General features: G+C 72.1%; 12 protein-coding genes, 1 pseudogene and 1 riboswitch. Of the genes and pseudogenes, 8 read left to right on the plus strand and 5 right to left on the minus strand.

The features are described 5' to 3' along the window. Window positions 1-200: 200 nt before the first annotated feature. The 8 genes and pseudogenes from pyrH to ACFQZ6_RS25645 all read left to right on the plus strand — a co-directional run bounded on the left by pyrH (window position 201) and on the right by ACFQZ6_RS25645 (window position 8,561). Entirely contained in the window at window positions 201-959 is a 759-nt protein-coding gene (gene pyrH / locus ACFQZ6_RS25610; protein WP_381613014.1) for a UMP kinase, read from the plus strand. Between the two features lie 144 nt (window positions 960-1,103). Beyond that, the gene (frr, locus tag ACFQZ6_RS25615) at window positions 1,104-1,661 is read left to right on the plus strand and encodes a ribosome recycling factor (RefSeq protein ID WP_210924549.1); all 558 of its coding nucleotides are present in this window, start codon (window positions 1,104-1,106) and stop codon (window positions 1,659-1,661) included. Further along, a complete protein-coding gene (locus ACFQZ6_RS25620) occupies window positions 1,661-2,797 on the plus strand; it encodes a phosphatidate cytidylyltransferase (protein WP_381613018.1) in 1,137 nt (378 codons plus the stop codon). The genes frr and ACFQZ6_RS25620 overlap by 1 nt, the downstream gene beginning before the upstream one ends. 188 nt (window positions 2,798-2,985) lie before the next feature. Next, a complete protein-coding gene (locus ACFQZ6_RS25625; protein WP_381613020.1) occupies window positions 2,986-3,435 on the plus strand; it encodes an SRPBCC family protein in 450 nt (149 codons plus the stop codon). 48 nt (window positions 3,436-3,483) lie between these two features. Then, window positions 3,484-4,590 carry a 23S rRNA (adenine(2503)-C(2))-methyltransferase RlmN gene (gene rlmN, locus ACFQZ6_RS25630; RefSeq protein WP_381613023.1) on the plus strand — a complete coding sequence of 369 codons (1,107 nt, stop codon included), beginning with the start codon at window positions 3,484-3,486 and terminating at the stop codon, window positions 4,588-4,590. A 26-nt stretch (window positions 4,591-4,616) separates the two neighbouring features. After that, a riboswitch (TPP riboswitch) is annotated at window positions 4,617-4,723 on the plus strand. Between the two features lie 79 nt (window positions 4,724-4,802). After that, window positions 4,803-5,885, plus strand: coding sequence for a thiamine ABC transporter substrate-binding protein (locus ACFQZ6_RS25635; protein ID WP_381613025.1), 1,083 nt, complete (start codon window positions 4,803-4,805; stop codon window positions 5,883-5,885). Next, window positions 5,861-7,539 (plus strand): annotated as a pseudogene (locus ACFQZ6_RS25640) (ABC transporter permease). Before ACFQZ6_RS25635 ends, ACFQZ6_RS25640 begins: the two are co-directional and overlap by 25 nt. Next, complete coding sequence (locus ACFQZ6_RS25645; protein WP_381613028.1) at window positions 7,539-8,561, plus strand: ABC transporter ATP-binding protein; 1,023 nt, start codon at window positions 7,539-7,541, stop codon at window positions 8,559-8,561. Before ACFQZ6_RS25640 ends, ACFQZ6_RS25645 begins: the two are co-directional and overlap by 1 nt. Window positions 8,562-8,641: 80 nt before the next feature. Here the strand turns inward: ACFQZ6_RS25645 and ACFQZ6_RS25650 are convergent, their stop codons facing one another. The 5 genes from ACFQZ6_RS25650 to ACFQZ6_RS25670 form a co-directional block, all read right to left on the minus strand. Continuing rightward, window positions 8,642-9,358 carry an LAETG motif-containing sortase-dependent surface protein gene (locus ACFQZ6_RS25650; RefSeq protein ID WP_381618641.1) on the minus strand — a complete coding sequence of 239 codons (717 nt, stop codon included), beginning with the start codon at window positions 9,356-9,358 and terminating at the stop codon, window positions 8,642-8,644. 176 nt (window positions 9,359-9,534) lie between these two features. After that, window positions 9,535-10,659: an LOG family protein gene (locus ACFQZ6_RS25655; RefSeq protein WP_381613031.1), complete on the minus strand. Its 1,125-nt coding sequence runs from the start codon at window positions 10,657-10,659 to the stop codon at window positions 9,535-9,537. Window positions 10,660-10,684: 25 nt separating this feature from the next. After that, a complete protein-coding gene (locus ACFQZ6_RS25660) occupies window positions 10,685-11,107 on the minus strand; it encodes a VOC family protein (protein ID WP_381613034.1) in 423 nt (140 codons plus the stop codon). 104 nt (window positions 11,108-11,211) lie between these two features. Then, complete coding sequence (locus tag ACFQZ6_RS25665; protein ID WP_381613036.1) at window positions 11,212-12,522, minus strand: hypothetical protein; 1,311 nt, start codon at window positions 12,520-12,522, stop codon at window positions 11,212-11,214. Beyond that, the gene (locus tag ACFQZ6_RS25670) at window positions 12,504-13,244 is read right to left on the minus strand and encodes an ABC transporter ATP-binding protein (RefSeq protein WP_381613039.1); all 741 of its coding nucleotides are present in this window, start codon (window positions 13,242-13,244) and stop codon (window positions 12,504-12,506) included. The genes ACFQZ6_RS25665 and ACFQZ6_RS25670 overlap by 19 nt, the downstream gene beginning before the upstream one ends. Between the last annotated feature and the right edge of the window lie 165 nt (window positions 13,245-13,409).

Raw genomic sequence — 13,409 nt, forward strand, 5'->3', positions numbered from 1 at the left:
GCGCGACCCCGGGCGGAAACCCGCTAGGGTCGAACGCAGTCGGCCGCTGGCACCGCGCACGTCATGACCGAGACGTACGCGCGCGTGGCGGACGACAGCAGATCTGACAAGGAGGCCATTGCCGAGCATGGGATGCGAACCACGCCCCACCGGCAATGGCCTTCTTGGTATGTGCAACACGTAACAGAGGCGGGATTGCCATGACCACCAAGGCCGAGAAGAGCGACGACGGCAAAGGACGCCGCCGGTTTCTGCTGAAGCTGTCCGGAGAAGCCTTCTCGGGCGGCGGGGGTCTGGGCGTGGACCCCGACGTGGTGCACGCCATCGCCCGCGAGATCGCCGCCGTCGTCCGGGACGGCGCCCAGATCGCGATCGTCATCGGCGGCGGCAACTTCTTCCGCGGCGCGGAGCTCCAGATGCGCGGCATGGACCGGGCCCGCTCCGACTACATGGGCATGTTGGGCACCGTGATGAACTGCCTCGCCCTCCAGGACTTCCTGGAGAAGGAGGGCGTGGACTGCCGGGTGCAGACCGCCATCACCATGGGGCAGGTCGCCGAGCCGTACATCCCGCTGCGCGCCGTGCGCCACCTGGAGAAGGGCCGCGTGGTCATCTTCGGCGCCGGTATGGGGATGCCGTACTTCTCCACCGACACCACCGCCGCCCAGCGCGCCCTGGAGATCGACGCCGAGGCGCTGCTGATGGGCAAGAACGGGGTCGACGGGGTCTACGACTCCGACCCGAAGACCAACCCGGACGCCGTGAAGTTCGACGCGCTCGGCTACGGCGAGGTCATCACCCGTGACCTGAAGGTCGCCGACGCCACCGCCGTCACCCTGTGCCGCGACAACAAGCTGCCGATCGTCGTCTTCGAGCTCCTGAAGGAGGGCAATATCGCCCGCGCCGTCAAGGGTGAGAAGATCGGCACGCTGGTCGGTGACCAGGACGGCCGGGTCTGACCGAAGGACACCCCGGACGCTGACCGGGGGATGGACAATGTCCTGCCGGTCGGGAACCGTGCAGGAAGAAGACGCGACGCAGCCGGCCGCCGACCGCAGCCAAGAGACGCAGCCGGGCCTACTCAAGACACGCAGGAGCAAGTGGTGATCGAAGAGACCCTCCTCGAGGCCGAGGAGAAGATGGAGAAGGCCGTCGTGGTCGCCAAGGAGGACTTCGCCGCGATCCGCACCGGCCGTGCGCACCCGGCGATGTTCAACAAGATCGTGGCCGACTACTACGGCGCGCCGACGCCGATCAACCAGCTCGCCTCGTTCTCCGTGCCCGAGCCGCGCATGGCCGTGGTGACCCCGTTCGACAAGAGCGCGCTGCGCAACATCGAGCAGGCGATCCGCGACTCCGACCTGGGCGTCAACCCGAGCAACGACGGCAACATCATCCGGGTGGTGTTCCCCGAGCTGACCGAGGAGCGTCGCCGCGAGTACATCAAGGTGGCCCGCGGCAAGGGCGAGGACGCCAAGATCTCGATCCGCTCCGTGCGCCGCAAGGCCAAGGACGCCATCGACAAGCTGATCAAGGACGGCGAGGTCGGCGAGGACGAGGGCCGCCGCGCGGAGAAGGAGCTGGACGACACCACGGCGAAGTACGTCGCCCAGGTGGACGAGCTGCTCAAGCACAAGGAGTCGGAGCTGCTCGAGGTCTGATGAACGACTCTTCCTGGGGGACGCCGCCGCCAGCCGGGTACTGGGGGCCGTCCGGACAGGGACCTGTTCCGGGAGCCGTCCCGGCGGGTCCCACGTACGATGCGCATGACGCGCAGCAGACTCGCCCCATGCCGTTCGTGCCCGACGTGTCCGCAGCAGGCGGAGACCAGGATGACGACCGGGACCGGGGGGCCGCTCGGCTGGGCGGCCCCTTGTTCCGCGACGAAACACCAGCGGCACAGCCCTACGCGACACCCGGGGCAGTGCCGCAGAATCCGGAGCCCATGTCCGACGCCCCGCAGCCGGTCTCCCGGCAGAAGAAGAGCGCGGGGCGCGACCTGGGCGCCGCGATAGGGGTCGGCGTCGGCCTCGGCGTGGTGATCATCGCCTCGCTGTTCGTCGTCAAGGCCGTCTTCGTCGGCGTCATCGCGGTCGCCGTCGTCGTGGGCCTGTGGGAGCTGACCAAGCGGCTCGACGAACGCAAGGGCATCAAGGCGCCGCTGGTGCCGCTCGCGGTCGGCGGCGCGGCGATGGTCGTCGCCGGGTACGTGCGGGGTGCCGAGGGTGCCTGGGTCGCGATGGCGCTCACCGCGCTCGCGGTCCTCGTCTGGCGGATGACGGAACCGCCGGAGGGCTACCTCAAGGACGTCACGGCGGGTGTCTTCGCCGCGTTCTACGTGCCGTTCCTGGCGACGTTCGTGGCGCTGCTGCTGGCCGCGGACGACGGGCCGTACCGGGTGCTGACGTTCCTGCTGCTGACGGTGGTCAGCGACACCGGGGCGTACGCCGTCGGGTGGCGGTTCGGCAGCCACAAGCTGGCGCCGCGGATCAGTCCCGGCAAGACCCGCGAGGGCCTGCTCGGCGCGGTGAGCTTCGCGATGGTGGCGGGCGCGCTGTGTATGCAGTTCCTGGTCGACGACGGCGCCTGGTGGCAGGGGCTGCTGCTCGGCCTCGCGGTCGCGGCCAGCGCCACGCTGGGCGACCTCGGCGAATCCATGATCAAGCGGGACCTCGGCATCAAGGACATGGGCACGCTCCTGCCGGGCCACGGCGGCATCATGGACCGGCTCGACTCGCTGCTGCCGACGGCGCCGATCGTGTGGCTGCTGATGGTGGCGTTCGTCGGCTCCACCTGAGGATCGCCTGACGCGCCTGACGCGCCTGACGCGCCTGACGCGCCTGACGCGCCTGACGCACCCGACGTGCCCGCCCCGGCTCATCACGGAGCCCCCGTCCCCCTCCCGGGGCGGGGGCTTCGGCGTCGTTGGCGGGTCCGCTGACCCGGTGAGACGATGCAAGATGAGCCCGGACAAAGGGGGCAGACATGCACGCCATACGCGAACAGATCGATGTCGACCGCAGCCCCGAGGACGTCTACGCCTACGCCGTCGACCCCGCCCACCTGCCCGACTGGCAGCTCAGCGCCCTGCACGCGGAGCCCCTGGACGAGGGCCCGATGGGCACCGGCTCCCGGGTCAGGGTCACCCGGCGCGTCGGCAGCCGCGAGATGCCGATGACCATGGAGGTCACCGAGTACCAGCCGCCCCATAGCTGGCGGGTCCAGACCATCGACGGCCCCGTCCGCGCCTTCTTCCACGGCGAGATCGAACCCCTCGACGGCGGTCGCCGCTCCCGGGTCACGATGGAGATGCACTTCGTCGGCCACGGCATCGGCAAGGCCCTCGTCCCCCTCGTCGTCCGGCCCCAGGTCCGCCGTGAGCTGCCCCGCAACGAGCAGCAGCTCAAGGAGCAGGTGGAGCGGATGGTCGCCTGACGGACGCCGGGCGGGCCACCCCAGTGGATCTGCGACACTGGATGGACCATGCCCAAGCCCGGAGAACTCACCTTTGTCGCGCCGCGCGGAGCCCAGAAGCCGCCGCGGCATCTCGCTGATCTGTCGCCCGCCGAGCGGAGGGAGGCGGTGGCCGCGGTCGGGGAGAAGCCGTTCCGTGCCCGGCAGCTCTCGCAGCACTACTTCGCGCGGTACGCGCACACGCCGGAGCAGTGGACGGACATCCCCGCCGCGTCGCGCGAGAAGCTGCGGGACGCGCTGTTCCCGGAGCTGATGACCGTCGTACGGCATCTGTCGACGGACGCGGACACCACCCGCAAGACGCTGTGGCGGCTGTTCGACGGGACGCTCGTCGAGTCGGTGCTGATGCGGTACCCGGACCGGGTGACCATGTGCATCAGCTCGCAGGCCGGGTGCGGGATGAACTGCCCGTTCTGCGCGACCGGGCAGGCCGGGCTCGACCGGAACCTGTCGACCGCCGAGATCGTGCACCAGATCGTGGACGGGATGCGGGCGCTGCGGGACGGGGAGATCCCCGGGGGCCCGGCGCGGCTGTCGAACATCGTCTTCATGGGGATGGGGGAGCCGCTCGCCAACTACAAGCGCGTCGTCGGCGCCATCCGCGCCCTCACCGACCCCGAGCCGGACGGGCTCGGGCTGTCGCAGCGCGGGATCACCGTGTCGACGGTCGGGCTGGTGCCCGCCATCCACCGGTTCGCCGACGAGGGGTTCAAGTGTCGGCTGGCCATTTCGCTGCACGCCCCGGACGACGAGCTGCGGGACACGCTCGTACCCGTGAACACGCGGTGGAAGGTCCGGGAGGTGCTGGACGCCGGGTGGGAGTACGCGGCGAAGACCGGGCGGCGGCTGTCCATCGAGTACGCGCTGATCCGGGACATCAACGACCAGGCGTGGCGTGGGGACCGGCTCGGACGGCTGCTGCGGGGCAAGCCCGTGCACGTGAACCTGATTCCGCTGAACCCGACTCCGGGGTCGAAGTGGACCGCCTCGCGGCCCGAGGACGAGAAGGCGTTCGTCGAGGCGATCGCCGCGCACGGGGTGCCGGTGACCATCCGGGACACCCGGGGGCAGGAGATCGACGGGGCGTGTGGACAGCTCGCCGCCACCGAACGGTAATCTGACCGCCGTAGGAACACATCTTCATATTCCGACAGGGGAGCGCCACAGCGCTGAGAGTGCGGCACACGGCCGCAGACCCTCCGAACCTGGCCCAGGTCATTCTGGGTAGGGAGATCGGTCACCACTCAAGCTGTTGCGCCCTGCCCGGGAACCCTCCGAGGTCCCGGGCGGGGCCGCGTCTTCTCCTGGTCCATCCCAGGAGGAATCCAGTGAACAGGAAGTACGTAGGGGCCCTGGCCGTCGGGCTCGGGCTCGGGCTCGTCGCGGTCACCGGGTGCGGGTCGTCGTCCGACGACGAGTCGGGCTCCGGGAGCAAGACCGTCACGCTCGTCAGCCACAACTCGTGGGCCGTGTCCAAGGACGTCCTCGCCGCCTTCGAGAAGCAGTCCGGCTACCGGGTGAAGGTTCTCACCGACGGCGACGCCGGGCAGGCCGTCAACAAGGCGATCCTGACCAAGGACAACCCGCAGGGCGACGTCCTCTTCGGCGTCGACAACACGCTGCTGTCGCGCGCCCTCGACAACGGGCTGTTCCAGCCGTACGAGGCGAAGGGCGCCGACCAGGTCAAGGCCGAGTACCGGCCCGCCGAGGGCGCGGACCGGGTCACCCCGATCGACACCGGGGACATCTGCGTCAACTACGACAAGGCGTACTTCGAGAAGCACGACCTCGCCCCGCCGACGTCGTACGACGACCTGGTCAAGCCCGCCTACAAGGACCTCCTCGTCACCGAGAACGCCTCCTCGTCCTCGCCGGGGCTCGGCTTCCTGCTCGGCACCGCGGCCGAGTACGGGGACGACGGCTGGGCCGACTACTGGGAGAAGCTCAAGGCCAACGGCGTGAAGGTGGTCGAGGGCTGGGAGCAGGCGTACAACGAGGAGTTCTCCGGGTCCGCCGGTGGCAAGGAGGCGGGCGGGGACCGGCCGCTGGTCGTGTCCTACGCCTCCTCGCCGCCCGCCGAGGTGATCTACGCCGACCCGCGGCCCGAGACCGCGCCCACCGGGGTCGCCGCCGACACCTGCTTCAGGCAGGTCGAGTACGCGGGGCTGCTCAGCAACGCCCGCAACAGCGAGGGCGGCAAGGCGCTCATCGACTTCCTGGTGGGGAAGGAGTTCCAGGAGGACATGCCGCTGAACATGTTCGTGTACCCGGTGCGGGAGGGCGCCCAGGTGCCCGAGGAGTTCGTCGAGTACGGGCCCCAGGCGGAGGACCCGCACACCATGGACCCGGCGAAGATCGCCGACAACCGTGACCCGTGGGTCAAGTCGTGGACCTCGCTCGTCCTGAAGTGACGGCAGTGAGTCCGCGCGTGCGCAGCGGCGCGGCGCGGCTGGGACTGCTGGCCCTGCCCGTCGCGTTCTTCGGCGTCTTCTTCGCCTACCCGGTCGTCGCCATCGTCTCGCGCGGGCTGCGCGCCGGGGGCGGCGGCTGGGAGTTCGGGCGGCTGTGGGACGTGCTCGGGGACTCCGGCATCCGGCAGGTGCTGTGGTTCACCACCTGGCAGGCGGCGGTCTCCACCGCGCTGACGCTGCTGGTCGCGCTGCCCGGCGCCTATGTCCTCGCCCGCCTGGACTTCCCCGGCAAGCAGGTCCTGCGGGCCGTCGTCACCGTGCCGTTCGTGCTGCCGACCGTCGTCGTCGGCACGGCGTTCCTCGCGCTCGTCGGGCGCGGCGGGCCGCTCGACGAGCTGTGGGGCGTACGCCTGGACACCACCGTCTGGGCGATCCTGCTCGCGCACGTCTTCTTCAACTACGCCGTCGTCGTACGGACCGTGGGCGGGCTGTGGGCGCAGCTCGACCCACGGCAGGAGGAGGCGGCGCGGATGCTCGGCGCCTCGCCGCTGCGGGCGTGGCGGACGGTGACGCTGCCCGCGCTGGGGCCCGCGGTGGCCGCCGCCGCGCTGATGGTGTTCCTGTTCACCTTCACCTCCTTCGGGGTGGTGCAGATCCTCGGCGGGCCCACCTTCTCCACCCTGGAGGTGGAGATCTACCGGCAGACCTCCGAGATCTTCGACCTGTCCACCGCCGCCGTGCTGACGCTCGTCCAGTTCGCGGCGGTCGGCGCGGTCCTCGCCGTGCACGCCTGGACCGTACGGCGCCGGGAGAGCGCGCTGCGCCTCGTGGACGCCGCCAGCACCGCGCGCCGGCCCCGGGGCGCCGGGCAGTGGGCGCTGCTCGGCGGGGTGCTGGTGTCGGTGGCGGTGCTGTTGGTGCTGCCGCCCGCGGTGCTGGTGCGGCGGTCGCTGGGCGCGCCCGACCTCGGCTACTACCGGGCGCTGACCGAGGACGACGGCGGGGTCTTCCTGGTCGCGCCCATCGAGGCCGTCGGCAACTCGCTGTCGTACGCGTTCGCCGCGACCGCCATCGCCGTCCTCGTCGGCGGGCTCGCGGCTGTGGCGCTGACGCGGCGGGACGCGGGGCGGCTGGTGCGCGGGTTCGACGCGCTGCTGATGCTGCCGCTCGGGGTGTCGGCGGTGACGGTCGGGTTCGGGTTCCTGATCGCGCTCGACGAGCCGCCGCTCGACCTGCGCGCCACCTGGATCCTGGTGCCGCTGGCCCAGGCGCTGGTCGGGGTGCCGTTCGTCGTACGGACCATGCTGCCGGTGCTGCGGGCGGTCGACGTACGGCTGCGGGAGGCGGCGGCGGTGCTCGGGGCGTCGCCGTGGCGGCCTGGCGCGAGGTGGACCTGCCGCTGGTGCGGCGGGCGCTGCTGGTGGCGGCCGGGTTCGCGTTCGCGGTGTCGCTGGGGGAGTTCGGGGCGACCGTCTTCATCGCCCGTCCCGACAACCCGACGCTGCCGGTCGCCGTGGCGCGGCTGCTCGGGCGGCCCGGCGATCTCAACTACGGGCAGGCGATGGCCCTCTCGACGATCCTGATGGTGGTGTGCGCGGTGGCCCTGCTGGTCCTTGAGCGGGTGCGGGTGCCGGACCGGACGGGGGAGTTCTGATGCTGCTGAGCGTGGAGTCCGCGACCGTCCGCTTCGGCGGGCGGGCGGTGCTGGACGGTGTCGGCCTGGAGGTCGCCGAGCACGAGATCGTGTGTGTGCTCGGGCCCAGTGGCAGCGGCAAGTCGACGCTGCTGCGGGCCGTCGCCGGGCTCCAGCCGTTGGACGAGGGGCGGGTGCTGCTCGACGGGCTCGACCAGACGGGGCTGCCCGCGCACCGGCGCGGGGTCGGGCTGATGTTCCAGGACCATCAGTTGTTCCCGCAGCGGGATGTCGGCGGGAACGTCGCTTTCGGGCTGCGGATGCACGGCGTGGGGCGGGCCGGACAGCGGGAGCGGGTGCGGGAGTTGCTCGACCTCGTGGGGCTGCCGGGGGCCGCCGGGCGGGCCGTCGCCGGGCTGTCCGGCGGGGAGCAGCAGCGCGTCGCGCTCGCCCGGGCGCTCGCTCCCCGGCCCCGGCTGCTGATGCTGGACGAGCCGCTCGGGCAGCTCGACCGCTCGCTGCGGGAGCGGCTGGTGGTGGAACTGCGGGAGCTGTTCGGCGCGTTGGGGACGACCGTGCTGGCGGTCACCCATGACCAGGGGGAGGCGTTCGCGCTGGCCGACCGGGTGGTGGTGATGCGGGACGGGCGGATCGCCCAGACCGGTACGCCGCTTGAGGTGTGGCAGCGGCCCGCCGACGAGTTCGTCGCCCGCTTCCTCGGCTTCGCCAACGTGACCGGTGCGACGGTCACCGGGCAGGCCGCGGCCACGCCATGGGGGAAGCTGCCCGTCCCCGAGGGCGCTCCGCAGGGCACGCGCACCCTGCTCGTCCGGCCGGGCGGGGTCCGGCTCGCGTCCGCGGACACCGGGCTGCGCTGCACGGTCGTCGGGCGCACCTTCCAGGGCACCCATGTCGCCGTGCACCTCCAGCCGGAGGACGACGCGCCGCGGCTTGAGGCGGCGTGCGCGCTGCGGGGGGCGCCGGGCGTGGGGGACGTGGTGGGCGTGGAGTTCGACGTGGGGGAGGTCGTGGTGCTGGGGTGACGCGTCGTCGGTCCTGGCAGACGTGACGGCCGGGTGGCGGTGAGCCACCCGGCCGTCGTGTGTGGTGCGTGTGCTCCGTGCTAGCGGTTGCTGTTGCGGCGGCGCAGGCCGAAGAAGACCGCTCCACCACCGGCGACGACCAGCGCGCCAGCGATCCCGGCGATCATGCCGGTGTTGGAGTTGGCGCCGGTCTCGGCGAGGTTGGACTTACCGGCCGCGGGGGAGGGCGCGTTGCTGCCCGTGTCCGCGGGGGCGGTGGTCCCCTCTTCCGGGGCCGACGGGGACTCCGGCGCGGGCGAGCTCTCGGAGGGGGTCTCCGAGGGCTTCCCCGACGGCTCCGGGGAGGACTCCGAGGGGGACGGGCTCGGGGACTCGTCCTTGGCGCAGCCCTTCTCCGGGGTGGTGAGGTTCGGCTTGATGTCCTCGTCGACCTGGTTCCCGGCCTTGACGTGCACGCGGTAGGTGGCGCCCGGCTTCCAGTCCTCCTGGAAGGTGATGGTGACACCTTCGCGGGAGCCCTTGACCACCTGGCTGCCGACCTCGCGCTCGCCGGAGCCCGCGTTCTGCTCGTAGACGGTGACGGTCGCCGGGACCCCGCTCGGGTCCTTGTCGGTGACCGCGATGACGCCGTTGGTGCCGTCGCACAGGGCTTCGGCGGAGAACTCGCTGATGTTGCAGGCGAGCGCGCTGTCCGTGATCCCGAGGACCAGGGCGGCGGAGGTGGCGGCGACACCGAGGGCACGCACGGAACGGCCGGTCGTGCGGCGGGTGTCGCTACGTGCGTTGTGGCGGAATATGGACACGTTTGTCCTTCACAAGTTGCAAATGCGGGGGGCTACGGAGGAGTTGGGGCGACACCTCGGTGTGACACGTCGGTGCGCGTCCCACGCCTCCAGGAACACTCAGGTCTATAAGCGCTCCATAAGCAGTGTCAATGCGCAACCGCAACAGCGGCGTTGGCTTTGCCCGGTTATTAACCGCCGAGACGTTTCAACGCCTCCGGAACCTCATCGATCCGGTCGACCAGGGCGATGCGCGCCTCCATCGACCGCTCCCGCGCCAGCGCCCGCAGCAGCGGCCAGGCGGGCAGCCGCTCCGTCCAGTGCGCGCGGTCCACCAGCACCATGGGCGTGGGCTCGCCGCGTGACGCGTAGTAGTTCGGCGTGGCGTTGTCGAAGATCTCCTGTACGGTCCCGGCGGCGCCCGGCAGGTAGATCACGCCCGCGGTGCAGCGGGCCAGCAGGCCGTCCTCGCGGGTGGCGTTGGCGAAGTACTTGGCGATGTGCGAGGCGAACGGGTTCGGCGGCTCGTGGCCGTAGAACCAGGTCGGGATGCCGACCGAGAGGCCGCCCCGCGCCCAGCGGGCGCGCACCTCGAACGCGGCCCGCGCCCAGTCGGTGATGGACGGGGTGAACTTGGGGGCGGCGGCGAGGAGTTCGAGGGCGGCCGGGAGCATCTCGTCGTCGTGCGGGGCGGCGTACGCGCCCAGGTTGGCGGCCTCCATCGCGCCGGGGCCGCCGCCGGTCGCCACCGTCAGCCCGGCGCGGGCGAGTGCGCGGCCGAGGTGGGCGGCACCGGCGTACGCCTCCGTGCCGCGCGCCATGGCGTGGCCGCCCATGACACCGACGACGCGGGCGCCGACGAGGAGTTCGTCCAGGGCGTCGGAGATCGCGTCGTCGTGGAGGGCGCGCAGGGTGGAGGCGTAGATGTCGCGGTCCGCCTTCGTCCGCTGGAACCAGGCGTAGGCGCGGGCGTCGGGGGTGGCCTCGTAGCCGCCGTCCGCGAGGGACGCGAACAGCTCGTCCGGGGAGTAGACCAGGCCGCGGTACGGGTCGAACGGCAGGTCCGGGACGGGCGGGAAGACCAGGGCGCCGTCGGCGCGGACCTTCGCGGCGGCGTTCTCGCGCATCGGGCAGCCGAGGAAGACGGCGCCGGTGGTGGGGGTGGTGAGGAGTTCGCGGGTACGGTCCGTCAGGTCGACGGCCTGGACGCGGTATCCGGCGAGGGAGCCCCGCGCGGTGACCGTCGCGTCGAACTCCTCCAGCGTCTCTATCTCGCGGTCGTCGTGGTGGGCGGCATGGGCGGGCATCGTCTGCACGCGCCCATGCTGGCACGGGTGTGCGTCAGCCCTGCACCGCGGCCGGGTCCATCCAGACGACCTCCCAGGTGTGGCCGTCGAGGTCGTCGAAGGCGCGGCCGTACATGAAGCCCATGTCCTGGATCTTCTCGGAGGCGGTGCCGCCCGCGGCGACGGCCTTCTCCACCAGTTCGTCGACCTTCTCGCGGCTCTCGGCGCTCAGGCAGACCAGGACCTCGCTGGTCTTCGTGGCGTCCGCGATCTCCTTGTCGGTGAAGGTGGCGTAGAACGGCTTGGTGAGCAGCATCGTCACGATGGTGTCGCTGATCACGACCGAGGCGGCGTTCTCGTCGCTGAACTGGGGGTTGATCGTGTAGCCCAGCTCCGTGAAGAACTTCTTCGACGCGTCGAGGTCGTTCACGGGGAGGTTGATGAAGATCATCTGCTGGTACTGGGGGGTGGTGGTCATGGGGCTCTCCCTCGGTGCGTGCGCTGTGTTCCAACGTGTTCGTGGGGTAGACGCCGGAGGGTCCGTGGACTCATCGGTCCTCGGGAGACTTTTTTCGAATTGGTTCAGGCCCGCAGGGGCTGGGTCGCCAGTTCGGCCACCAGCAGGGTGAGGGGGGCGAAGACCGCGAGCAGGGCGGCGGTGCGCAGGGCCGCGGCCGTGCGGAGCATCGTGGCGGGGGCGCCGATGCGGAGCAGGGCCGCGGTGGTGTCGGCGCGGGTCTGCTTCGTCTCCACGGCGGCGGTGAGCAGGGTGGCGACCGTGCAGCCCGCCACGACGACGGCGCCGAGGGTGGTGAGGGGGCCGAAGGGGGTGGCGGCGGGGTCGTACAGGGCGGTGGTGGCGTAGGCGGCGGAGGCCACGGCGCAGGCCACGCCCAGGGGGCGGCCGATGCGGGGGGCCTCCGTCATGAGGATGCGGCCCGCGAGGAGGCGGAGGGCGCCGGGGCGGGCGGCCTGGAGGAGGCGGCCGGTGAGGTGGGTGAGGCCGGGGCCGGTGAGGGCGAGGCCGAGGGTGGTGAGGAGCCAGCCGGTGAGGAGGGTGGTGGGACTGGCGGTGAGGCCGCCGGGGAGGTGGACGGGGGTGTTCGTACGGCTGCTGGCGTACGTCTCCACGGCCAGGCCCGCGGCGAGGGTGGCGATGCCCCAGGGGAGGGTGGCTACGGGGTTGGCGGCGGCGGGGGTTTCGGGGGTGCCCGGCGTGGGTGCGGGCGGGTGGGTCGCGCCGCCCCGCGCTGGAGGGGTGCCGCCCTGGTTTGGGTCGGCAGCCGTCCAGGCGGCACGGCTGCCCGCGGATTGACGGGGGGATCGGGCGGTGACCGGCGCTGGTGGGGTGCCGTTCTTCTGTGGGGCGGGAGCCGTCCCCGTGGCACGACTGGCGGGGCGGTCCTGGCGGGGGCGCAACGTCCAGGCCGTCGCTGTTGAGGCTGTGGTGGGAACGATGGCCAGCAGGGTGAGGGTGGCCGGGATGGGGAGGGGCTGGTGGGGGGTGAGGAAGTCCGGGGCCGTCGCGGTGGTGCGCAGGTGGAGGTAGAGCAGGAGGGCGGCGGCGGAGCCCAGGGTGGTGGCCAGGGCCGTCGTCGTGGCGGAGACCAGCATCAGGCGGGCCGGACCCAGGCCGATCGCCGAGAGTCCGGGGCGTGGGGTCGTGCCGGGGTCGGTGCGGGCGACGGCGAGGGAGAGGTAGACCGTGGCCGCCAGCGGCGGGGTGCACCAGGCGAGGCGGGTGAGGGACGCGGTCGGGTCCTCCGGGTGGCTCAGGGCGTGGCCCAGCGCGCACAGCAGCAGGAAGCCGGTGCCCGCCGAGGCCGCCGTCACCAGCAGGCGGCGCAGGTGGACGGCGGGCTGGGCGCCGCGGGTCAGACGGAGAGCGAGCACGCGGCCCGGCCTTCCGTCTCGCTGACCGCGGGCAGGTGGACGGTGTTCACCCGGCGTCCGTCGAGCAGCGCGACCGTGCGGTCAGCGAGCGCCGCCGTCTCCGCGTCGTGGGTGGCGAGGACCACGGTGAAGCCGTGCGAGCGGGCCGCCGCGGTGAGCGTGCGCAGCACATGGGCGCGGTCGGCGCGGTGCAGCGGCGCCGTCGGCTCGTCGGCGAACAGCACCGCCGGCGCGGGCGCCAGGGCGCGGGCGAGGCAGACCCGTTGGCGGGCGGCGAGCGGGAGTTCGTGCGGGCGCCTGCGGGCGGCGTCGTCGACGTCGAGGCGCTTGAGCCACTCCAGCGCGGCGGCCCTGGCCCGTCGGCGTCCGGTGCCGCGCAGCATCAGCGGCAGGGCGGCGTTCTCCCAGACGGTCAGCTCGGGCACCAGGACGGGCAGCGGGTCGATCCAGCCGAAGCGGTCGCGGCGCAGCCGTTCCCGGGCGAACTGGCCCATGGTGTGCACGGGGACGCTGTTGAACCAGACCTCGCCCCGCTGGGCCCGCAGCAGCCCCGACAGACAGCCGAGGAGCGTGCTCTTGCCGCTGCCGCGCGGTCCGCTGACGGCGAGGATCTCGCCCTCGCGGACGCCGAGCGAGACGCCGTTCAGGCCCGGGGAGCCGTCGGCGTGGGTGTGGTGCAGGGAGCGTGCCCAGAGCACGTCGTTGTCCGGCGGAGCCTCCATGGGCGTACACCTCGGTTCAGATCCGTAGTTCCCGTGCCGTTCCCCCGTCCGGGGGAACGAAGGCAGGGCCGATCGGTCACTGGCACGCTAGGCAGTGGGCGCCGGGTGGCCGGACAGCACACGGCCCCGGACCGCCGTTTCTCACTCGAACGGCGGTCCGGGGCC

Source organism: Streptomyces flavalbus, assembly GCF_042674625.1.
GTDB classification, from domain to species: domain Bacteria; phylum Actinomycetota; class Actinomycetes; order Streptomycetales; family Streptomycetaceae; genus Streptomyces; species Streptomyces flavalbus.

Excerpts from the sequence above, each read along its gene's own strand:
- ACFQZ6_RS25625 (WP_381613020.1), top strand. The coding sequence starts at position 2,986 with ATGCACGCCATACGCGAACAGATCGATGTCGACCGCAGCCCCGAGGAC.
- ACFQZ6_RS25645 (WP_381613028.1), top strand. The coding sequence starts at position 7,539 with ATGCTGCTGAGCGTGGAGTCCGCGACCGTCCGCTTCGGCGGGCGGGCG.
- pyrH (WP_381613014.1), top strand. The coding sequence starts at position 201 with ATGACCACCAAGGCCGAGAAGAGCGACGACGGCAAAGGACGCCGCCGG.
- rlmN (WP_381613023.1), top strand. The coding sequence starts at position 3,484 with ATGCCCAAGCCCGGAGAACTCACCTTTGTCGCGCCGCGCGGAGCCCAG.
- ACFQZ6_RS25660 (WP_381613034.1), bottom strand. The coding sequence starts at position 11,107 with ATGACCACCACCCCCCAGTACCAGCAGATGATCTTCATCAACCTCCCC.
- ACFQZ6_RS25620 (WP_381613018.1), top strand. The coding sequence starts at position 1,661 with ATGAACGACTCTTCCTGGGGGACGCCGCCGCCAGCCGGGTACTGGGGG.
- ACFQZ6_RS25670 (WP_381613039.1), bottom strand. The coding sequence starts at position 13,244 with ATGGAGGCTCCGCCGGACAACGACGTGCTCTGGGCACGCTCCCTGCAC.